This window comes from Gillisia sp. Hel_I_29, from assembly GCF_000744275.1.
Classification (GTDB): Bacteria; Bacteroidota; Bacteroidia; order Flavobacteriales; family Flavobacteriaceae; genus Gillisia.
In genome coordinates, this window is sequence record NZ_JQLP01000005.1 from 125,969 (window position 1) to 148,264 (window position 22,296).

Here is a 22,296-nt window from a genome sequence, read left to right on the forward strand (position 1 = left end):
AACATGAAGAAAAAAACACTTCTTATCATTGGTGTAATAGCCGTTGTACTTATTGCTTTATTAATTGTTGGAAAGAAAGCAGGTTGGTTTGGTTCTAACGCTAATTTGAAAGAGGTTGAGATCACCAAGATTGAGCCTCTAAGTATTATTGAAACGGTTTCTGCTACCGGAAAGATTCAGCCGGAAGTAGAAGTTAAACTTTCTTCAGAAGTATCTGGAGAGATCATAGATCTACCAATTATGGAAGGACAGATGGTAGAAAAGGGAGATTTATTAGTTAGAATAAACCCTGACATCTATCAATCTAGTTTGCAAAGATCTCGCGCAGGATTATCCAATGTAAAAGCTGGATATGCCCAATCTGAAGCTAGTTTAAAAGAAGCTACATCTAATTTTGAAAGAAATAAGAAATTATTTGAAAAAGGGGTGATCTCTAAAGCAGAGTGGGATAAGATCGTAGCATCTTATGAAGTAGCTCAGGCTTCTAAAAATGCAGCTTACTACAGCATGCAAAGTGCTTCTGCAAGTGTTACTGAGGCTACAGATAACTTGGCAAGAACTACAATTTATGCTCCAATGCGAGGAACAATATCTAAATTAGATGTAGAACTTGGAGAAAGAGTAGTAGGTACTCAACAAATGGCAGGAACAGAGATCATGAGAGTGGCGAATCTGGCTAATATGGAGGTTGAGGTTGATGTAAATGAAAACGATATTGTTAAAGTTTCTGTAGGAGATTCTACCGTGGTAGAGGTAGATGCCTATTTAAAAAGAGAATTTAAAGGAATAGTTACTGAAATATCAAACTCTGCAATTGAAGGTTTAACAGCAGATCAGGTTACTAATTTTAAGGTTAAAGTAAGAATTTTAGAATCTTCGTATCAGGATCTTTTAGAAGGAAAATCTGAGAACTATTCTCCTTTTAGACCTGGAATGACGGCAACTGTAGATATTATTACACGAAGAAAAGATAAGGTAATAGGAATCCCTATTAGTGCAATTGTTATTAAGAGTGATACTTCTTCTAACAGAACAGTAAATAAGCCTACAGTATCTACTGATGAAAAATTTGAAACTGTCTTTGTTAAGGATGGAAATCGAGCTAAATTGCGTGTTGTAAAAACAGGCATACAGGACGATCGAAATATTGAAATTATCTCTGGTTTAAAAGACGGAGAAACTATTATTACAGGACCTTATAACACTGTTACCAAAGGTTTGGATAATGGTGATGAGGTATCAGTAGCTAACGATGCGAAACCTGCCGAATAAAAGCACAAATTTTGTCTAATATACTTTGTATTGAAACCGCATCTACCAACTGCTCTGTTGCTCTTGGAGTAAATGGAAAAGTTGTAGCTGTAAAAGAAGATTACGATCAAGGCTATTCTCATGCCGAAAGATTGCATCTCTTTATAAATGATATTTTAAAAGATAATAACCTGGAACTTTCCAATTTGGATGCAATTGCCATTAGTAAAGGTCCGGGTTCTTATACTGGATTAAGAATTGGTGTTTCTGCCGCTAAAGGACTGTGCTTTTCTTTGAACATTCCGCTTATTTCTGTACCTACCTTAACAGCTTTAGCTTACCAAGTAAATACCTTAGAAACAAAAGGAGAATTCGTAATTCCCATGTTAGATGCTCGTAGAATGGAAGTTTACACTGCCGTTTTCGACGCTTCGGGAAAACAACTGGAAGACACCTCTGCTAAGATCTTAGATGACACTTCCTATTCTGAATATTTAGAAAAAGGGAAAGTTTATTTTATTGGTAGTGGAGTAGATAAGTTCAAAGCGATCTGCCAGCATGAAAATGCACTATTTATCGATAATAAAATGCCTTCAGCAAAAGAAATGGTTGCTATAGCTTCGGCTAAAAACAAAATAAGCGACCATGAAGATGTCGCTTATTTTGAACCTTATTATCTTAAAGATTTTATGGCAGGTTAATCTTATTCAGATTTATTTTCTTTAGAATGATCAAAGAAATGAATATCTCTTTGTGGGAATGGAATTCCAATACCTGCACCTTCTAGTCTTGTTTTTGCTTCTTCTATTGTATACCAGTGGCAATTCCAGAAGTCTTCGTTATTTGCCCAAAATCTAGCAGAAAGATTTACAGCGCTATCTGCAAGCTCTGTAACTACAACTTGTGGGGCAGGATCTGTGAAGATCTCTTTTTGCTCTTGCATTAAATTCAGAAGAATATCTTTGGCCTGTTTTATATCACTATCATAAGAAATCCCAATAGTAATGGCATCTTTTCTTTTACCTTCTACAGTATAATTAATGATATTATCATTAGTTAATTGGCCGTTTGGTATAACTGCTAGTTGATTACCAAAAGTATTTAGCTTAGTGTAGAACAAAGTGGTTTCTTTAACCGTACCAGAAACTCCCTGAGCTTCTATCCAGTCTCCAATTCTAAAAGGTTTTAAAACTATTATTAGAACACCACCTGCAAAATTAGACAATGATCCCTGCAATGCCAGACCCACTGCTAATCCCGCCGCACCAACTACAGCAACTAGAGAAGTTGTCTCGATACCTAATTGAGTAACTACTACTATGAATAAAAGAATCTTTAAAGTCCAGCTCAATAAGTTTAGAACAAAATTTTCAAGATTTTGGTCGTAATCGGTCTTATTAAAGAGTTTTCTCGTATAACTTACTACTAATTTAATAACCCACCACCCAATTAACAAAATGGCTAATGCACCAATGAGTGTTGGTAAGTAATCTATAAACTTTTCAGTATAATCTTTTGCGTATGCTTCCCAGTCATTTAATTTATCCATAGTATCTTTTTTGCAAATTGAGCTTTTTTAGGAAAGAAATTAGAATTTTTGATGTTTAATTTTTGTTAAAATGTTCCAGGCATGCCTTCATAGACCTTACAGGTAGCTTGCAAGCACTATTCTCACAAACATAAAATAGATCCTCATTATATTTGTAACGATCCTTTAAGAGTGGCCTATCTGAATTGTCTTTTAATGTTCCATCAATTAAAATGTTTGCTAAATAGTGAGTGTTCAATTCTTTTAAATTGCTAAGCGCCTTTTTCCCGGTAATTACAACCTCATAAAAATTATAAGTGAGATCCATTTTTAGATCTAGCCAATTGGAATAGCCTTGGGGGTATTCTTCAAGTTGATGATTCATATTCAAAAGCATTTTTTTTGCTATGTTGAAATAGCTAGAATTATCAAAATACTTCGAAAGTTGATGTAGATTTTTTGCCATTACAGAATTAGCAGCGGGCATTACATTATCATTAAGATCTACATTTCTAGTAATAAGAGCTCTATCATCTATAGATGTAAAATAGAATACCGATCGTTCTTCAGAATAAAATTTAGCTATACAATATTCTGATAATTGAGATGCCTTGTCTAGCCATGTTTCTTCTAGAGTAACTTCATAAATATGTATAAATGCTTCTATTGTAAATGCATAATCTTCTAAGAACCCATTTATATTACTAGCCCCATCTTTATAAGAATGATAAAGGCCACCATCTTTCTTTTGTAGATTTTCAAGAATAAATGACGCATTGGTTTTAGCAATTTTAAGATGCTCTGCTATGCTGAAAGCTTTATATGCTGAGACATAACCTGAAATCATAAGAGCATTCCATGAAGTAAGTTGTTTATTATCTAATCTTGGTTTGCTTCTGAAGGTGCGCCGTTCTCTTAAGATATCGATCCAGCCCTTTTTCTTAATTTCCAGTTCTTCTAAAGTTAGATTTTGCTCTTTGCATAGCTGTTTTTTAGAAAGTGTTCTTATTGGAACATATAGATCTTTTTCCCATTTACCTGTGGGATTTATGTTGTAATACATAGAAAAGAGTTCATAATCATCTTGTAATACTTGCTTTAATTCTGTTTTGGTCCAGCTATAATAAGCGCCTTCAATCAACTTTCCTTCAGCGTTCAAACTATCGGCATCCAGAGAAGAATAAAAGCCACCTTCAGGAGAAGTAAGTTCATTTTTTATAAATCCTAAAGTTTGCAACACAACTTCTTTGTACCACTTATTTTTAGTTGCTTTATATGCCTCACTGTACAAACTTACCATTTGTGCATTATCATAAAGCATCTTTTCAAAATGAGGAATGTGCCAGCGTTCATCTACAGAATATCTGGAAAATCCTCCTTCAATATGATCGAAAATCCCTCCGTAGGATATTTTATCCAGACTTTTAAATACAAAATCTTTTAAACCTTGGTCTTCATTCTGAAAAGCATACCTCAAAAGAAATTGGAAGTTTGAAGGAATTACAAATTTTGGAACTTGGCTCATCCCACCGTCTCTATGATCGAAATTGCGTTTGAAGGTATTTAGAACAGCAGTGAAATCTTCTTTTTTTAAATTTTGTTCTTCTTGAGGTGGGGGAATAATTTGCAGTTGATGTAAGCCTTTTTCTAATTTATCTGCATATTCAAATAATTGCTTAGTCTCTTTTTTATAGAGGTCTGAGATCTGTTTGAGGACACTCATCCATTGTTCTTTTTTGAAATAGGTACCTCCCCAAACTGGTCTGCCATCTGGGAGTGCAATAATATTCATAGGCCAGCCTCCACTGCCCGTCATAAGTTGCACTGCATTCATATACGCCTGGTCTACATCAGGTCTTTCTTCTCTATCTACCTTTATACTGATGTAATTTTCGTTCATAACATCACCAACCGTTTCATCTTCAAAGCTTTCATGTTCCATTACATGGCACCAGTGGCATGCCGCATAACCAACGCTAATAATTATCAATTTTTCCTCAGACTTAGCCTTGTCTAAAATCTCATCTTTCCATGGAAACCAATTAACAGGATTGTGCGCATGCTGTAAGAGATAAGGGCTAGTTTCATTAATTAGGGAATTGGTAAATGGATGGGTAGACATAAGTTGAAGGTTTAAATAAATAAAAAACGCCCCCAATTGGGAGCGTATAAACTTTTATATATGGAACTAGCTTATCTCAAAAGAGATCTTCAGGTTAACTCTATACTCGGTGATATTTTCTCCTGAAACAGTTGCAGTCTGATCTCTTACATATACAGATTTAATGTTCTTTACTGTTTTGGAGGCATGTTTAACAGCGTTTTGAGCTGCATCTTCCCATCCTTTAGTAGAACTGGCCATTACTTCAATAACTTTGATAACTGACATGTTTTTTGGTTTAATTGGTTAATAACTATTAATTTTAATTGAAATTACAATTATTAAAACATAATTTTTACAAAGCTTTGTTAAATGAAATCTTCTTAAAGTTTTGATAACCTTGTAAATGGTTTTGTTGATTAAAAATTTAGCACATTTGCTAGTTAGAAATTGTCCTATATGGAAGACGTTTATATTGTAATGCTTGTTGGTTTGTTTGCATTAGCTATCACAGATCTTGTGGTAGGAGTGAGCAATGATGCTGTAAATTTCCTGAATTCTGCTATAGGGTCTAAAGCGGTGCCTTTAAGAACCATACTTATTGTTGCTAGTTTGGGAGTTGGAGTAGGAGCCATTTTCTCTAGCGGTTTAATGGAAGTTGCTCGTGAAGGAATTTTTGTTCCTGGTAAGTTCTATTTTGAAGAGATCATGATCATCTTCATGGCTGTGATGATAGCAGACATCCTGCTCTTAGATTTCTTTAATTCTATAGGCCTGCCAACCTCTACAACCGTCTCCATTGTTTTTGAACTGTTAGGGGCGGCTGTTTGCATTTCTTTACTTAAGATCTATCATACCACGGGAGATTATGGAACGCTTTTTAGTTATATAAATACCACTAAGGCAACAGAGATTGTTACAGGGATCTTGCTTTCTGTAGTTATAGCATTCACCGTTGGTGCTGTGGTTCAGTATTTTTCTAGAATGGTTTTTTCTTTTCAATATGAAAAGAAATTAAAATACGTAGGTGCTGTATTCGGAGGAGTTTCACTTTCTGCAATTCTTTATTTTATCTTATTAAAAGGCCTTAAAAGTATTTCAGGATTGCCAGATGGATTTTTAGATTATGTGAATGATAATACCCTTATTATCGTTGGAGCCAGTTTTGTGATCTTTACCGCCCTCTCGCAAATGGCTATAAAGCTGTTAAACATCAATATTCTTAAAGTGATTATTGTTGTGGGAACTTTTGCATTGGCACTAGCGTTTGCAGGGAATGATCTTGTAAATTTTATTGGAGTTCCTATTGCTGCATGGCAATCATTCGAAATTTGGCAGACAGCTTATCAGGCTACCGGGGTGCTACCTTCCCAATTATTAATGGATGGTTTAACCGGGGAAGTGCAAACTCCTGTATTTCTATTGGTTTTTGCGGGTCTTATAATGGTAATCACTTTATGGTTTTCTAGTAAAGCTATGAAGGTTACAGATACAGAGATCAACCTGGGAAGACAAACTGGAGGAGATGAACGTTTTGAGCCTAATATTATTTCTAGAGGTATAGTTAGATATTTCATTGGGATTAGCAATTTTGTGGAAGGCCTTATTCCTGTTACATTATCTAAAAAGATAGATGCTAAATTTCAAAAGACAGACAATCATGAACGTGCTAAACGATTGGATGCTCCATCTTTTGATCTTGTGCGAGCCTCTGTAAATTTGGTAGTAGCAAGTATTCTTATTTCTATGGCAACAAATCTAAAGCTACCACTATCCACAACTTATGTAACTTTTATGGTTGCTATGGGTACATCGCTTTCAGATAGAGCCTGGGATAGAGATAGCGCCGTTTATAGGGTTGCCGGAGTTCTTAATGTTATTGGAGGTTGGTTTGTAACCGCACTAATAGCCTTTTTTGGAGCAGCATTATTTGCGGCAATCATTTACTTTGGAGGTATTATCGCCATAGCGGGACTAATTCTTATTGCAGTGATCTTAATTGTAAGAAGCGCTATAGTTCATTCTCGTAAAATGAAAGAAGAGAAAAAGCAGAAAAGATATAATAGAAGAGATATCATCACCATAAATGAAATTACAGTAGAAACTTCAGAAAATATATCTAGCGTTATAGGAGGTATTAATAAGATGTTCACTAAAACAGTAGATAATCTAGGATATCATGATCTTGGAAAGCTTAAAAAGACAAGTAAACAAATAGATAAATTAGAATCTGATATCGATGAACTTAAAGGCAATATTTTCTACTTTATTAAATCTTTAGATGACGATTCTGTGGAAGCCAGTAAATTCTATATCCTAATTTTAGATCATTTGCAGGACATGGTGCAGTCTATTGGGTTTATAACCAGAAATAGTTATAATCATGTACATAACAATCATAAGAATCTAAAATTTAATCAAATTAGAGATCTTAAGGGTATTGATGAGAAAACACAAGGATTGTTTGATGATATCAAACTTATCTTTGATACGCACAGCTTCCATAATATTGATAAGGTGATCTCAGAAAAACAATTTTTAATGGATCATGTGTCAGATCTTATCCAAAAACAGATCAATAGAATTAGAACATCAGAAACCAGCCCAAAGAACTCTAAATTATATTTTGGCTTATTATTAGAGATCAAAGATCTGATTTCTTCTACAATGAGTCTATTAATCTTATTTCAGGAGTTTCATAAAGAAGCTAAAAGAACCTTTTAGAGATTATCCGTTAACCGCTTCTACATAGCTCACATGGCCGTGAAGCATGTCTCTCATCATTGTTTCTATTCCGCTCTTTAAAGTGGCAGTAGAAGACGGACAACCGCTGCAAGCACCCTGTAAAATAACTTTTACGGTCTTGGTCTCTGGATTGTATGAATCGAACATAATATTACCTCCATCACTAGCAACAGCAGGTTTAATATACTCATCTAGAATATCTACTACTTGTTGGGAGATCTCATCTAGATCTCTAGGTTCTACTGCTTGTACTTTGGCAGAAGGTTTATTACTTTGAGAAACATTTTCTTCGGAGGTCTCCGTTTCTAATTCCTGCTTGGTCATTACCTCATTTCCCTCTTCAATATAGATTCTGATAAACTCTCGGATCTCCATGGTGATCTCATTCCAATCTGCTACATCATATTTGTTTACAGAGATATAGTTCTCATCCATGAAGATCTCTTTAACGAATGGAAAATTGAATAATTTTCTCGCCATTGGAGCATTTTTAGTGTCGTCTATATTCTTGAATTCTATGGGAGCTATTACCAGCTTTTTATTGGCAACAAATTTCATCACAGAAGGATTTGGAGTACTTTCTGCATAAACTGTTACAGGTACTTTCTTAGAAGTAGACACCTCTTCCGTTTTTATGATCTCACTTCCGCTATTTAAATATTCTTTAAGCTGATCTGCTACTTCTTCTTGAACATCGTTCCATTCAACAATATTATATTTTTCTATTGCAATAAAGTTTTGAGTAATAAAAACCGTCTTTACAAAAGGAAGGTAAAAAAGTTGTTGTGCCAATGGAGACTTTGCAGCCTCTTCAATATTCTTAAACTCAAAACTATCGTGCCTTGTTAAGAATTGATTGGTCTCAAATTTTACGATAGCAGGATTAGTGGTGGGTTGTATATGGATGGTATATGGATTCATAGTTATTATTTTTTGCAAAATTACTAAAAGAAAGTAGGCTTAGCTACATATTCATAATTGATATTGGTGGAGACCTCTAAAATTTCCTTATATTTCTAACTTATTGGGGACCGATTAAAAGTATACATGAATTTCAAACTATTATTAAACCTTTTTAAAGGTTTGTTTCTTTGCGCGTTGTTTTTTTTTGGCGGCTGTCTTCAAACAACGGCTCAGGAAGTTATTCCAACCTATTCAGACTATCTTACAGATAACCTTTACTTGCTACATCCATCTATGGCTGGAGCTTCCAATTATAATAAAATTAGGCTTACCGCAAGACAACAGTGGTTTGACGTGGAAGATGCTCCAAGCTTACAAACCTTAAATGTGCATGGAAGAGTTTGGGATAAAATAGGGTTGGGCGTAATCGCCTTTAATGATGAAAACGGAAACTTTTCTACACGAGGATTCTATGGAACCTTTGCCTACCATTTATTAATGTCTAGAAGTGAATTCGACTTAAATCAGTTATCTTTTGGAATAAGTGGGGGGTTAATTCAGCATTCTTTAGATCAAAGTAATTTTAGGGAATTTGACCCTTTGGTAAGCGGTAACAATCAATCTGATTATTATGCCAATATGGATGTAGGGATGTCTTACTATTATCATGAATTCTACGCTCATGCTACCGTAAAGAATATATTGAATGTAAGAAGAGATCTATTCTATTCTGATGCGGTACCTAGCAATCAGCGTAAGTATCTATTTTCTGCCGGATACCTATTTACTAAGAATAATAGTGACTGGGGGTATGAGCCTTCTGTAATGCTACAATTAAGAGATGCAACTAAAGAGGCATCTGTAGATGCAAACTTTAAAGTATATAAAGAACTGGAAAATGGAAGTTTATGGGGTGGAGCTTCTTTTAGACGTAGTTTTGAAGGTGCAGAATATACGTTGGATGGTGAAAAGGTTGAGAATCAAAAATTGCAATATTTAACTCCGTTTTTAGGTTATGACTATAAGCGATTTGTATTTGCTTATACCTATAGTTACCAAATGAATTCTTTGGTACTTAGTAATTCCGGGTTTCATCAAATTACCTTGGGATATAATTTTGGAAAGAATAGGGAAAGATGGGAATGTGAATGTCCTGCTATCAATTAAAATTCTGCCTCAAATATTTGTGCATTAATATTAGACGTGTGTGCTAAATTTGCCAAAACTTCCTTATCTGAGTTGGTATATAGTAGATGATTAGGAGTTTCTATTGATAGGTTTAACAGATCGAGCTCTTTAAGTACATTTCTAGTTTGCTTTGCAACCGCTTCTCCAGAATCTATAATAGCCACTTCCTTTGGTAGAATATTTTTGAGTTGAGGTAGTAAGTAGGGGTAGTGACTACAGCCTAAAACAAGGCAGTCTATTTCTTTCTTTAGGAATGGTTGAACTAGATCTATTAAAAGGGCATTCATTTCTAAACTTTCTAGATTGCCTTCTTCAATAAGTTTTACCAATCCATGTCCAACCACTTCTGTGATCTCTATATCTTTAGAATAAAGTTCTGAAGTTTTAGCGAAAAGATCGCTAGAGAGTGTTCCTTTAGTGGCTAAAATGCCAATAGATTTTGTTTTAGATAGTAAAGCCGCAGGCTTAATAGCGGGTTCAATACCTATAAAAGGAAAGTCGTAATTTGCCCTGAGCCATTTAATAGCATTGGTGGTAGCGGTATTACAGGCAACCACAATAATTTTGCAGCCCATGTCTAAGAGTTTGTCTGTATTCTTAACACTTAAGTCTATGATCTCTTTCTTAGATTTTTCTCCATAAGGAGCATTCTTGCTATCTGCTAAATAAATAGAATTTTCCATTGGAAGTAATTGAATCACTTCTTTCCAGATGGAAGTTCCTCCAACTCCCGAATCAAAAAATCCAATAGGTTGTGAATTGCTCATTGCTGCAAAAATAAAAACTGCGCCCCAATGGAGCGCAGTTTTATAAGATTATTTAAAGAAATATTACATTCCTAATTCCTTCTTTACATCTGGCATTAAATTATAACCATCTGCCATGATTACTCCAGATCCATTTGAAGAATCTAATACGTAGTTATATCCTTTAGCTCTAGCAACTTTTTGAATAGCTACTCTAGCTTTTTCATAGATAGGCTTTAGAAGATCTACTTCTTTTTTCTGAAGATCTTGTTGAGCGTTTTGTCCGTGCTCTTGAATTCTTCTTTGTGTAGTTTGTAGTTCTTGTGCTCTTTTAGAGTTTTCTTCTTCTGTTTTTGTAGCAGCTTCAGACTCGTAACGTTTCATCGTTTTTTGAGCTTCAGTCATCATATCTCTAATCTCAGCATCATAAGTTTTTTGAAGTTTTTCAAGTTGTGCTTGAGCTTCCTTAAAAGCTGGCATAGATTCTACTAATTCTTGAGAAGCTATGTGAGAAATCTTAGTTTGAGCGTTTGTAAAAGCAGTTGCTCCAATTGTTAAAGCCAAGGCTATAAAAAATGTTCTAAATTGTTTCATTTTTGAATTATTAAGTGTTAAGGTGTTAATTTTACTCATTTTAATTATTGTTTTCTGATTTTTGTACGGCTTCTATTTTTTGCTTTCTAACGTTATCTATAGAATCTTTCTTTCTTTGTCTTTCTTCCAGAACCTTAGCTCTTCGTTCTTCAAAAGCTCTCTGCTTTTCAGATCTTATAGAATCTCTTTCTTTTTTACGCTGCTCTATATAAGCTTCTCTTTCATTTTGAGCAGATTCTGCAGCCTGTTTCTTTTCTGTGATTTCCAGATCTTCTTCAACAGTACGACCTTCTTCCTCTTCCATTTTAGCAATTTCCTTTCTAGTGCTTAATTGCTCCCTATTGGCAGATCTAGTAATAATTCTAAGTACTTGATCACTTATGTTATGCTTCTCCGCAGAAAAAACCATACCCATATTGGAGGTTCTATCAAAAATGAAATCATATTTTCTAAGCTCTCCCATTTCCTGAATAGCATTAAAAACCTGATCCTGGATTGGTTTGATCAATTGCTTTTTTTGAAGGATAAGATCTCCATTAGGTCCAAATCTTTTTTGCTGGTATTCTGCTATTTTAGATTCTTCAAAACTTATGGTTGCTTCTCTCTCTTCAATAAGTTCTTTTGTTAATAAAGGTCTTTCTTGTTCTAAAGCAATTTTCATGCCTTCAACTTTTTTAAGATCTGTATCTAACTCATTTTTCCATTGCTGAACTCTTGTTTCTAATTGCACAGAGGCTTGTTGATATTCCGGAACATTTTGTAAAATGTATTCCATATCTATATAAGCAATCCTGTTTGGCTTTTGAGCTTGCATTTGCAATCCCAATCCTAGCGCGCAAGAAATAAGAATTAGCCTAAGGTGATTCATATTAATGATGTTAGAAATAATCGTGCCAAAATATTAAAACTGTTGCCCTATAATAAAGTGAGTTTCCCATCCATGTGCAGATGTTTCTCCCGGAAGTGGATCAAATCCATATCCGAAGTCAATTCCTAATAGTCCAAATTGAGGCATGTAGATTCTTAAACCAGCTCCAGCAGATCTATTTAAGATAAATGGATTAAAATCTCTAAAGTTATCATAGTTAGCTCCTGCTTCTAGGAAGGTAAGAGCGTAGATAGATGCCATAGGTTTTAATGTTATAGGGAATCTTAACTCTAAGGAATATTTATTGTAGATAACCGCTCCATCATTATCTGTAGCAGCGCTTAAACCATTTCTATCTATTGGTACGATTTGATTATCTGGATATCCTCTTAAACCAATGGTTTCTCTCCCATCCATACTAAATGCACCAAGTCCAGATCCACCTAAGTAAAATCTTTCAAAAGGAGGAATTCCTCGATCATTATTATAGGCTCCTAAGAAACCGTATTCAGCCTTAGTTCTTAATACTAGGTTACTGTTACCACCAAAGTTGAAAAGAGTGTTGAACCATTCTGCAGAGAATTTCACTTTGTAATATTCTAGCCATTTGAATTTCTCTTGATCTATTTTAGTTTGATCTCCAACAGGTTCTTCTCCTGGTTTCAATCTTGTTCCGTCTGTTAGGATTAGATTTCCATTTTCGTCTTCTAATTGGAATTCTCTTTGATTAGCAAGGTCTGCATAATCTGTTCCGTTTATTAGTGAGTATGGAGGGGTAAGTTTTGCGGTAAAGCTAAATAATGAACCTCCGGTAGGGAAAATTGGATTAATTCTTCTGCTATCTCTGCTTAACCCAATTGTATAGGTTAAACTGTTTGAGAATCCATCTCCAAATGAGAATAGACCGGTGTTATAGTTGTTAAGGTCATAACGTTGGTAACCTACAGCTTGAGATAATGTAAAGTAATCATCTGGCCAGTTTAAACGTTTTGCAAGTCCAACATTTACACCTAAAATATCAAAACTTCTATCTCTATCTGCTTTTCTTCTTTGATAATCATAGAAGAATTGTCTTGTGTAAGAAAAGGAAGTAGACAAGCTCACTGGCTTTACACCACCTAACCATGGTTCTACGAAAGAAAGACTATAGGTCTGGTAGAAAATACTGGCCTGAGCTCTTAAAGACAAAGATTGACCATCTCCCATAGGAAGAGGCTTATAAGATTCTTTATCAAAAATTCCTGCAAGAGAAAAGTTGTTAAATGATAAACCTAAGGTACCAATAAAACCTCCTCCACCATAACCACCTTGTAGTTCAATTTGACTACCTCCGGCTTCAACCACAGAATACTCCATGTCTAAAGTACCATTATCTGGATCTACGTTCTGAAAGTTAGGATTGATAGATTCTGCGTCAAAGAAACCTAATTGTCCAAGTTCTCTTATAGTTCTAATTACGTTCTCCTGGCTATATTTCTGTCCTGGTTTTGTGTAAAGCTCTCTGTAGATTACATGATCTTTTGTATTATCGTTTCCAATAACACTAATATTATTAAAATAAGCTTCTTTCCCTTCAACTATTCTAATTTCAAAGTCTATAGTATCATTATAAACATTAGTCTCTACAGTATTGATATTGGCGAAAAGATATCCGTTATTTTTGTAAAGATTAGAAAGATCTTGTGCGTCTGGTTTAGAATCATCTGCAATTCTTTTCTTAAGCAATACTCCGTTATAAACATCTCCTTTTCTAAGACCAACTACTCTTCCAAGAAAATCATCTGTATATACCGTATTTCCTATAAAATCTATATTACCAATATAATATTTGTTTCCTTCTTCAAGGCTGATATTAAGAGCTACATTATCTGCGTCTTTTTTGATAAGGGTATCAGAAACTATTCTAGCATCTCTAAATCCATTCTCCTTATATTTATTTATTAAGCTGATCTTATCTGCTTCATAATCTGCTTCAATAAATTTAGAGCGCTTCCAAAATCTAAAGAAATTTTTCTCTTTAGTTTTTCCTAAAGCTCCTTTTAATTTTGAATCGCTAAATTTTTCATTACCAATAAATTCAATATCGGTGATCTTTACCTTTTGGCCTTTATCTATGTTAACAACCATGTTAACTTTATTTCCGCCGGTGGTATCTTTAACTTCGCTTGTGTTAATGGCAACTTTAGAGTTAAAATAACCCTCTTTTTTATACTTGTTCTCTATATAATTCTTGGTGGTAGTGGTTAGATTCTCTGTAACCTTAGTTCCGGGAGTAAGATTGCTCTCTTTTATAAGGTCTTCTTTATCAGACTTTCTTTTGATTCCTTGTACTCTTACTTCAGCAAGTTCAGGAACTTCCTGGATCTCCAGTTCCAGATCTGCCACATCTCCGTCTATGTTCGTAACATAAAAATTGATATCGCTAAATAGGCCAAGATCCCAAAGTTTCTTAAGCACTTTACTAAGTCTATCTCCGGGAATATAAAGTTCATCACCTTTCTTAAGGCCTGTGTAAGCTATAACGGTTTGCTCGTTATAAGTTACGGTACCGGTAACATTTATATTTCCTATGGTGTATTTCTTTCCGTCTGCCAGGGGTAAATCCTGGGCTTGAAATGACAGGGTAAATAAACAAAATGACAAAAGGATTAACCATTTTCTGGTCATTTCTGCACTAACTGATCTGCTCACTGGTTTTTCCAAATCTTCTTTCTCTGGTTTGATAATTATAAATGGCCTCGTATAAATTTTCTTTACGAAAATCGGGCCACAGTATATTTGTAAAATATAGTTCGGCGTAAGCTATTTGCCACAATAAAAAATTGCTTATCCGTTGCTCGCCACTAGTTCGGATAAGTAAATCTACGTCTGGTAAATTTTGGGTGTAAAGATGCTGATTTATAATTGATTCATCAATAGCATCGGGCATTAATTCATTGTTTTTTACTTTCTCGCTAATTTGTTTCACAACTTGAATTAGCTCTTCTCTAGAACCGTAACTAAGCGCTAAAGTAAGCGTCATACGCTCGTTTTCCTTAGTTTTCTCTATTACTTCGGTTAATTCTTTTTGAGCTTTTTTAGGGAGATTCCCAAGGTTACCAATAGCTTGTAGTTTAATATTATTCTTAACCAGAGTTTTGATCTCCTTCTTTAAAGAAGATACTAACAGTCTCATTAAGGTGTCTACTTCAATCTTAGGTCTATTCCAGTTTTCTGTGGAGAAAGCATAAAGTGTTAGATTCTCTACCCCAATTTCTGCACATCCTTCTACCACATCTCTTACGGCAATGGTTCCTTCTTCATGGCCAAGCGCTCTTAAAAAACCTTTTTGCTTAGCCCACCTACCATTACCATCCATGATTATGGAGATATGTTTAGGAAGGCTGTCAGGGTTTAATTTCTCTTTGAACATTATTTTCTTAATTGCAGTAACAGGGTTTTTGCCCGAACGTAAAGGTAAGGCTGATACCGGAAAAAATGTACCAGTCATTCGTGTTTTTATTCCCAAATTCTTTTGCAGGCTCTCTTCTTCCTAAAAGTTCTTGAGGATTACTTCCGTCTAAATTGTCTGTAAAGGTATATCTAGCACCCACCTCTATAGCTCCAATGATCTTTGATGTGATTGTTTGTTTATACCCAAAAATAATAGGTACAGAAAACTCCCAGTTTCCGCTAGATTCTCTTAGATTTCCTACAGTTGGTAGGCTAGTGGTTAGAATTTGATGGTTAGAATGGAAATAAGTTATTCCAGAATATAAGTATGGAGTTCCTTGTTGAACAGCATCTGTAAGGTCAAACTCCCAGAAATTGAATTCCAGACCTAAAGAAGCCTCAGCTATTTTATTGTCAAAAGTATAGCCTCTTTGTTGCCTTCTAATTTCATTAGATTTTGCATCATCTCCACTTACAAATCCATACATTATAGAGCCTCTAAAGCTATATCTTGGATGAGCATTCCATTTAGCAATACCTCCAACAACAAGGCCGCTCGGGTTAATGTAAGCAGTGCTTCCCACATCACCAATATAATTGGCGCCGCCAATAAATGGTCCTATTTCAAATCTTTGAGCGATTGCCGTGGAGCAGCAAGCAAACATAAAAACTAATACAATAAGGTGCCTCATAGAATTTCAAAAGTTTGCAAATATAACAATAATGTTTGCCCTACAATAATTTGTGTGGTTTTGTATATCTTATTAAACAATGTTTGGGGGAAATTATTGTTTAATTCCTTTTGTCTTCTCCCCATAAAAGCTTTTTTCTCAATGTTTTTAGAAAACTATCTGTATGAAGCTCTACCATGCTTATCTTAAATGGAGCTGTTTTAATGGTAATGGTTGTCTCATTGCTTAGGGTTGCAATGCGAGAATCCATAGATACAAGATAGAAATCTTCTCTTCCAGAGACCTTTAGGGTGATCTTGGTATTATCTTTAATTACAAGTGGTCTTGCATTTAAATTGTGTGGTGCAATTGGTGTAATAACCAATGCATCGGTATTGGGTACAATTACCGGGCCTCCGCAGCTTAATGAATAGCCGGTAGATCCTGTGGGTGTGGAAATAATTAAACCATCTGCCCAGTAGGAGGTTAAGTATTGGTCATTCAACCAAGTTTCTACAGTGATCATAGAAGTAGTGTTCTTTCTGCTAACCGCTATCTCATTTAGCGCAAAATCACTTTCTTCAATTTCACTGCTCTTAGGATCTGTTTCTATAGCAAGTACTGTTCTTTCTGAAATGCTGAATTTTTTTTCGAGTATGAAAGAAATCGTTTGTTCTATCTCTTCTTTCTGAATAGTAGCCAAAAATCCCAATCTTCCTGTATTAATACCTAAAATTGGAATATTTAGATCTTTTATGAAATTGATAGATTTTAGAATGGTACCGTCTCCACCTATACTAAAGAAAAGATCGTAGCTTTCATCCAATTCAGTAAAAGTGCTAAAATTGAGATACTCTTTTTGAAATGATTTATTTGCATTAATGATCTCCAAAAAGTTTTCTTCAATTACAACATTGATGTTTTGCTGCTCCAGAACGTCTAATAATTTTTCTATATAAATACCAGAGTCTTTATGGTAAAATTGACCGTAGATGCCGACTTTCATAATTAAATGTTTAAATATTTATCAAGATAGTCAGACCTGTCATCAAGATTCTTTTGAAAGCTATCTTCCTGATGTTCTGAAATAATTGAGTATCCATACCTTCTAAAAGTTTGAAGAATATCATTTAAAACAGAGGTGCTTAGCTTAATGGTTACCTGAGTGAGATCTGCAGATCTTGAAGATACAAACATACCTAAAAATGCTGCATTATGAGATTCTACAATTTGACTAATCTCACTAAAGGAAATATCTTTATTTAATTTTTCTATTACTAAAATTCCTCCTGGTTCATTTAAAAATGGAGTTTCATTAAAGAAGTTAATAATATCGCTCAGTTCCAAATAGCCAAGATATTTGTTTTCAGAATTTAGAACAGGCAGGATATTGGTTTGGTTTTGAGCAAATGTCTCTAAAGTATCTAGCCAATAATCTGTATCTCGAACAAAAAAACCTTCTAAAGAGTATTGATAATCTTTAATAGTTCTATCGGTCTCGAAACATCTAATATCATTTTCAGAAATGCTTCCCAGGTAAACGCCCTCATTTTGCACCGGCAAATGAGAGTACGTTAGTTTGTTAAATAATTTCTGTAATTCCTTAACTGAAGTGCCTAGATTTTGGATGCCTACATCGTTAATTATATGACTCTCAATACTCATAATTCCTCTTCATTTTTGTGCAAATTAATTAAAATAAAATTCAATAGGGCAGGCTCAACTTTGTATTTTTGTTAATCAAAGATAATTATAATGACTCATTTAAGCGTAAACATTAATAAAATAGCCACTTTGCGTAACGCACGTGGTGGGAACGTTCCAGATCTTTTACAATTTACTAAGGATATAGAAAAATTTGGAGCTCAAGGTATTACTGTACATCCAAGACCCGATGAAAGACATATTAGATATCAGGATTGTATAGATCTAAAGCCTATTGTTACTAAAGAATTTAATATGGAGGGGAATCCTGTTTCCTCATTTATAGATCTAGTTCTTAAAGTTAAGCCAGAGCAGGTGACACTTGTTCCGGATGCAGAAGATGCTATTACTTCTAACGCAGGTTGGGATACTTTAAAACATAAAGACTTTTTAACGGAGGTGATCTCAGAATTTAAGAGCAATGGGATAAGAACTTCCATTTTTATAGATCCAGATGTGGAGAAAATAAAAAATGCGGTGGCAACTGGCACAGACAGGGTAGAGTTATATACAGAAGCCTTTGCAGAACAATATGAAAAGGGGAATAAAGATGCGGTGAATATATATGCAGAATGTTCAAGATTGGCTACAAGTTTGGGCATGGGAGTAAATGCTGGTCATGATCTGTCTCTAAAGAACATTGAATATTTTGCGCAACAACTTCCAGATCTTTTAGAAGTCTCTATAGGGCATGCTTTAATTACAGAATCTTTATACTTCGGGTTAGAAACCACCATTCAGAAATATTTAAACCTTCTTAAACGATGATAGATTTAAAATCTACAATAATAGGTGAGGGGCAACCTCTTATCATATTGCACGGATTTTTGGGAATGAGCGATAACTGGAAAACTTTGGGGGGGAAATTTGCAGAGCAAGGATATCAGGTTCATCTTTTAGATCAAAGAAACCACGGTAGAAGTCCGCATACTGAAGAAATGAGTTATAGGGTGATGGCTCAGGATCTTAAAGAATATTGTGAAAAGAATGATCTCAAAAATATAATTCTATTGGGGCACTCTATGGGAGGGAAAGTGGCTATGAGGGCTGCTGGAGAATATCCAGTTCTTATAGAGAAACTCATAATTGTGGATATCGGACCAAAATATTATGCACCACATCATCAAGAGATTCTTGGTGGGTTGGATGCCTTAAGCAATCAAGTGCTTACCTCTAGAGGTGACGCTGAAGATTTTTTAGAAACCTATATTAAAGATAAAGGTACTAGATTGTTCTTGCTGAAAAATCTGTATTGGAAGACAAAAGAGAAGCTGGCTTTAAGAATGAACTTAGAGGTGCTCAAAGATGCTTCCGAAGAGATTGGAGAAGCTTTACCTGCAGGAATTAGGTTCAAAAAACAAACATTATTTATAAAAGGAGAGCGATCAAATTATATAACTTCTGAAGATGAGCCTCTAATATCTCTTCACTTTCCAAATAACGAAATCGTTGTAATTGCTAAGGCTGGGCACTGGGTGCACGCTGAAAACATGAAGGATTTTTATGCCAATGTAATGCGATTTTTACAGCCTTAGGGTGGATATATTATGTACGCATAATAAAAATGCCATATTTATTGCGTAATATGTATTTTATGCTAAATTTGAGGTGTACATTTTTCAAAAACGAAAACTAATCCAAATTAAATTATGAAAAAACTATTATTTCTAACGGTGTTTGTTTTGGCAACATCTGCCATCTACGCTGGAGGATATCGTGTGAGTTTGCAAGGACAGCGTGCCTTGGCAATGGGGCATACCGGTGTGGCCGTAGTTAACAGTGCAGAATTGGGCTTCTTTAATCCATCTGGTATTGTGTATCTAGAAAACAGATTAAATGTTTCTGCTGGGGTGAGTGGAGTATTCTCTAAAGTGGTATTTCAAAATGATGAATTTGGACAAACGTCAGAAACCGATAGTCCTGTTGGAACTCCTTTTTACCTTTATGCAACTTATAAAGTGAATGACTGGTTAGCAGTGGGGTTAAGTGCGTATACGCCTTACGGAAGTGCTGTAGATTGGGAACAGGATTGGGCAGGTTCACACTTAGTAAATAATATAGATTTAGCTGCTATTTATATTCAGCCTTTAGTATCTGTAAAATTATCAGAATACTTTAGCGTTGGAGGGGGACCTATTTTTGTAACTGGAAGCGTTAACTTTAATAGAAACCTGAACAGAACTGTTACAGATATTGATGGAAATAGAAGTAATGTAACTGTAGATGCTAGTGGTGTTACAAACTGGGGATGGTCTGCAAGTGCTATGTTCTCTCCAACAGAAAATTTAAGAGTAGGTTTTAACTATCGTTCTGAAATACTTTTAGAGGCAGAAGCTGGGGATGCAACATTTGAAAATGTTCCTAATTCTCCTTTAACTCCGTTCTCAGATACTAAATTTGATGCAACTTTACCTATGCCTGCAGAATTAACGGTTGGTCTATCTTATGAATTTATGGATAAGTGGTTATTTGCTTTTGATTATAATCAAACCTTATGGAGCGTTTATAACTCTTTAGATATAGACTTCGCAAATGCAACTCCAGATTCTACAAATCCTAGAAACTATAAGGATAGTTCTAACTATAGATTCGGACTTCAGTACGAAGCTACAGATTGGATTACTTTAAGAGCTGGTTACTATTTTGATGAGTCTCCTGTTCAGGAAGGATATTTTGCTCCGGAAACTCCTCGTAATGATTCAAACAACTTTACAGCAGGTCTTTCGCTTAACATAAGTGATCATTTTGCTATAGATGCAGCTTTCCTTTATTCAAGATTCAAAGAAGTTGACGCTTCTTATGATTATTACTTTGAAAATGGAGTGGCAGTACCTTTCTCTGGAACCTATAAATCTAGCGCTTTTATACCTGGATTAGGAATTACTTACAAACTATAATATTATAAACCAGTTTATAAAAATGAAAAATTATTTAAAATATTTACCGTTTCTAGCTCTTGGGGTAGTTTCATGCGAACCAGAATTAGACAATCCTATAGATGAACCTGGTTTTTACTCTAACGGAGATGCAGATTTTACAAATTATGTTGCTCTTGGTAATTCCCTTACTGCTGGATACGCAGATGGAGCACTTTATATTACGGGACAAGAAACCTCTTACCCAAACATTTTAGCGCAACAATTCTCATTGGTTCAGGAAACTTCAGAATTTAAGCAACCTCTAATGTCTGATAATCTTGGAGGATTATTGTTAGCTGGAAATCAAATTACTTCGAATAGAAGAGTTTTAGCTGTAGATGCGAATGGAAATCCTGCTCCCAGAGTTTTAGCAGGAACTTCTACTACAGATATTACTAACGTTTTGGCAGGTCCTTTTAATAATATGGGTGTGCCGGGTGCAAAAAGTTTTCATTTATTAGCTCCAGGATATGGAGATGTATCTGGAGTTGCAGTTGGAACAGCCAACCCATATTTTGTTAGATTTGCTTCAACACCAGGAACAACCGTTATTGCAGATGCAGTAGCACAAAATCCTACTTTCTTTTCATTGTTTATAGGGAATAATGATGTGTTGGCATACGCTACCTCTGGAGGAATAGGAGAAGATAGAACTGGAGATCAAAATTTTGCTGGATATGGAGCAAATGATATTACAGATCCTAGTGTATTTGGAGCGGTGTATTCTCAATTAGTTTCAGCTTTAACTGGAAATGGTGCAGATGGGGTGTTGTTGAATATTCCTGATGTAACTTCTGTTCCTTTCTTTACTACGGTTCCTAACAATGCCTTGGTATTAGATGCTGGTACAGCTGCTAGTTTAACTGGATTTTTTCAGGCTGTAACAGGAATCACTACTCAAAGCTTAATGTTAAAAGGAGTTCCTGGGCCACAAGCTCAAGCCCTAGCTGCACAATATGCAATTACATTTAATGCAGGTCCAAATAGATTTTTAATAGATGTGCCTAAATCAGATACCAATCCTTTAGGTTTCCGTCAGATGACAGATGATGAATTACTACTTCTTACTATCAATCAGGGTGCATTAGCGCAAGGTTACGGTTCTGTAGTATTATCTCCAGAGGTAATGCAAGTATTGGGAATTCTTCAAACTGGTGGTCAGCCAACTGCAGAACAAGCTCAGATGGTTATTGATGCAGTTAGCGGGATAGACGATAAAGATGCGTTAGATAGAGATGAGTTGCTTAATATTTCTACAGCTACAGCTAGTTATAATGCAACTATAAAAGGTCTTGCCGATGCTAATGGTTTAGCATATCTAGATACAAGAGCATTATTAACTAAGGTTGCTAATGGTGGCGTTACTTATGATGCTGGTATGGTTACTTCTACGTTTGCTACTGGTGGTGCTTTTTCTTTAGACGGAGTACATCCAACACCTCGTGGATACGCTCTTATTGCAAATAGAATTTTAGATGTAGTAAATGCTAAGTATGGTTCTACGGTTCCTAAAGTAAATATTGGTAACTATAATACTATAACTGTAAGTAATAACGTACAGTAAATAATACCTAGGATTTAAGGGGAAAATGTCTTAATTATAATTAAATCTTAAATTGTTAAAACGCCGGAACTTTTCCGGCGTTT

The 22,296-nt window shown here is 35.0% G+C and carries 20 protein-coding genes; 8 read left to right on the forward strand and 12 right to left on the reverse strand.

Going from position 1 to position 22,296, the window contains the following annotated elements:
- Positions 1-3: 3 nt before the first annotated feature.
- Together P163_RS05605 and tsaB are read left to right on the forward strand one after the other, a co-directional pair.
- Positions 4-1,272 (forward strand): efflux RND transporter periplasmic adaptor subunit, encoded by a 1,269-nt coding sequence (locus P163_RS05605; RefSeq protein ID WP_034888555.1) that lies wholly within the window; start codon positions 4-6, stop codon positions 1,270-1,272.
- A gap of 11 nt (positions 1,273-1,283) precedes the next feature.
- Positions 1,284-1,952 (forward strand): tRNA (adenosine(37)-N6)-threonylcarbamoyltransferase complex dimerization subunit type 1 TsaB, encoded by a 669-nt coding sequence (tsaB, locus tag P163_RS05610; protein ID WP_034888557.1) that lies wholly within the window; start codon positions 1,284-1,286, stop codon positions 1,950-1,952.
- A 2-nt stretch (positions 1,953-1,954) separates the two neighbouring features.
- Here tsaB and P163_RS05615 read toward each other — a convergent pair whose 3' ends face one another.
- The 3 genes from P163_RS05615 to P163_RS05625 form a co-directional block, all read right to left on the reverse strand.
- Positions 1,955-2,800 (reverse strand): mechanosensitive ion channel family protein, encoded by an 846-nt coding sequence (locus tag P163_RS05615; protein WP_034888559.1) that lies wholly within the window; start codon positions 2,798-2,800, stop codon positions 1,955-1,957.
- 55 nt (positions 2,801-2,855) lie between these two features.
- Positions 2,856-4,901, reverse strand: a complete 2,046-nt coding sequence (locus tag P163_RS05620) for a thioredoxin domain-containing protein (RefSeq protein WP_034888560.1) — start codon at positions 4,899-4,901, stop codon at positions 2,856-2,858.
- Positions 4,902-4,967: 66 nt separating this feature from the next.
- Positions 4,968-5,168, reverse strand: a complete 201-nt coding sequence (locus P163_RS05625) for a dodecin family protein (protein ID WP_034888562.1) — start codon at positions 5,166-5,168, stop codon at positions 4,968-4,970.
- Positions 5,169-5,339: 171 nt separating this feature from the next.
- Between P163_RS05625 and P163_RS05630 the strand changes: the two genes are divergently transcribed.
- Positions 5,340-7,604 carry an inorganic phosphate transporter gene (locus P163_RS05630; RefSeq protein ID WP_034888564.1) on the forward strand — a complete coding sequence of 755 codons (2,265 nt, stop codon included), beginning with the start codon at positions 5,340-5,342 and terminating at the stop codon, positions 7,602-7,604.
- Between the two features lie 3 nt (positions 7,605-7,607).
- On the opposite strand, the gene P163_RS05635 is transcribed toward P163_RS05630, so the two are convergent.
- Positions 7,608-8,546, reverse strand: a complete 939-nt coding sequence (locus P163_RS05635) for a NifU family protein (protein WP_034888566.1) — start codon at positions 8,544-8,546, stop codon at positions 7,608-7,610.
- 126 nt (positions 8,547-8,672) lie between these two features.
- Between P163_RS05635 and P163_RS05640 the strand changes: the two genes are divergently transcribed.
- A complete protein-coding gene (locus P163_RS05640; protein WP_081891298.1) occupies positions 8,673-9,695 on the forward strand; it encodes a type IX secretion system membrane protein PorP/SprF in 1,023 nt (340 codons plus the stop codon).
- Here P163_RS05640 and murI read toward each other — a convergent pair.
- The 8 genes from murI to P163_RS05680 all read right to left on the reverse strand — a co-directional run bounded on the left by murI (position 9,692) and on the right by P163_RS05680 (position 17,692).
- On the reverse strand, positions 9,692-10,483 hold the full coding sequence (gene murI / locus P163_RS05645; RefSeq protein WP_034888567.1) for a glutamate racemase: 792 nt from the start codon (positions 10,481-10,483) through the stop codon (positions 9,692-9,694). The genes P163_RS05640 and murI overlap by 4 nt on opposite strands.
- Positions 10,484-10,546: 63 nt before the next feature.
- Positions 10,547-11,056: an OmpH family outer membrane protein gene (locus P163_RS05650; protein ID WP_034893953.1), complete on the reverse strand. Its 510-nt coding sequence runs from the start codon at positions 11,054-11,056 to the stop codon at positions 10,547-10,549.
- 40 nt (positions 11,057-11,096) lie between these two features.
- The gene (locus tag P163_RS05655; protein ID WP_034888569.1) at positions 11,097-11,924 is read right to left on the reverse strand and encodes an OmpH family outer membrane protein; all 828 of its coding nucleotides are present in this window, start codon (positions 11,922-11,924) and stop codon (positions 11,097-11,099) included.
- Between the two features lie 33 nt (positions 11,925-11,957).
- The gene (gene bamA, locus P163_RS05660) at positions 11,958-14,591 is read right to left on the reverse strand and encodes an outer membrane protein assembly factor BamA (protein WP_081891299.1); all 2,634 of its coding nucleotides are present in this window, start codon (positions 14,589-14,591) and stop codon (positions 11,958-11,960) included.
- A 7-nt stretch (positions 14,592-14,598) separates the two neighbouring features.
- A complete protein-coding gene (locus P163_RS05665) occupies positions 14,599-15,336 on the reverse strand; it encodes an isoprenyl transferase (protein WP_034888574.1) in 738 nt (245 codons plus the stop codon).
- A gap of 7 nt (positions 15,337-15,343) precedes the next feature.
- On the reverse strand, positions 15,344-16,048 hold the full coding sequence (locus tag P163_RS05670) for a DUF6089 family protein (protein ID WP_034888575.1): 705 nt from the start codon (positions 16,046-16,048) through the stop codon (positions 15,344-15,346).
- 100 nt (positions 16,049-16,148) lie between these two features.
- Entirely contained in the window at positions 16,149-17,033 is an 885-nt protein-coding gene (locus P163_RS05675; RefSeq protein ID WP_034888578.1) for an NAD kinase, read from the reverse strand.
- Between the two features lie 2 nt (positions 17,034-17,035).
- Positions 17,036-17,692, reverse strand: coding sequence for a CBS domain-containing protein (locus P163_RS05680; protein ID WP_034888580.1), 657 nt, complete (start codon positions 17,690-17,692; stop codon positions 17,036-17,038).
- A 90-nt stretch (positions 17,693-17,782) separates the two neighbouring features.
- On the opposite strand from P163_RS05680, the gene P163_RS05685 reads away from it, so the two are divergent.
- The 4 genes from P163_RS05685 (at position 17,783) to P163_RS05700 (ending at position 22,213) form a co-directional block, all read left to right on the forward strand.
- Positions 17,783-18,499 (forward strand): pyridoxine 5'-phosphate synthase, encoded by a 717-nt coding sequence (locus P163_RS05685; RefSeq protein ID WP_034888582.1) that lies wholly within the window; start codon positions 17,783-17,785, stop codon positions 18,497-18,499.
- Entirely contained in the window at positions 18,496-19,266 is a 771-nt protein-coding gene (locus tag P163_RS05690) for an alpha/beta fold hydrolase (protein ID WP_081891300.1), read from the forward strand. The genes P163_RS05685 and P163_RS05690 overlap by 4 nt, the downstream gene beginning before the upstream one ends.
- Before the next feature lie 114 nt (positions 19,267-19,380).
- The gene (locus P163_RS05695) at positions 19,381-20,628 is read left to right on the forward strand and encodes an OmpP1/FadL family transporter (RefSeq protein WP_034888584.1); all 1,248 of its coding nucleotides are present in this window, start codon (positions 19,381-19,383) and stop codon (positions 20,626-20,628) included.
- A gap of 22 nt (positions 20,629-20,650) precedes the next feature.
- Positions 20,651-22,213, forward strand: coding sequence for a lipase (locus P163_RS05700; RefSeq protein WP_034888586.1), 1,563 nt, complete (start codon positions 20,651-20,653; stop codon positions 22,211-22,213).
- The last annotated feature ends 83 nt before the right edge of the window (positions 22,214-22,296 follow it).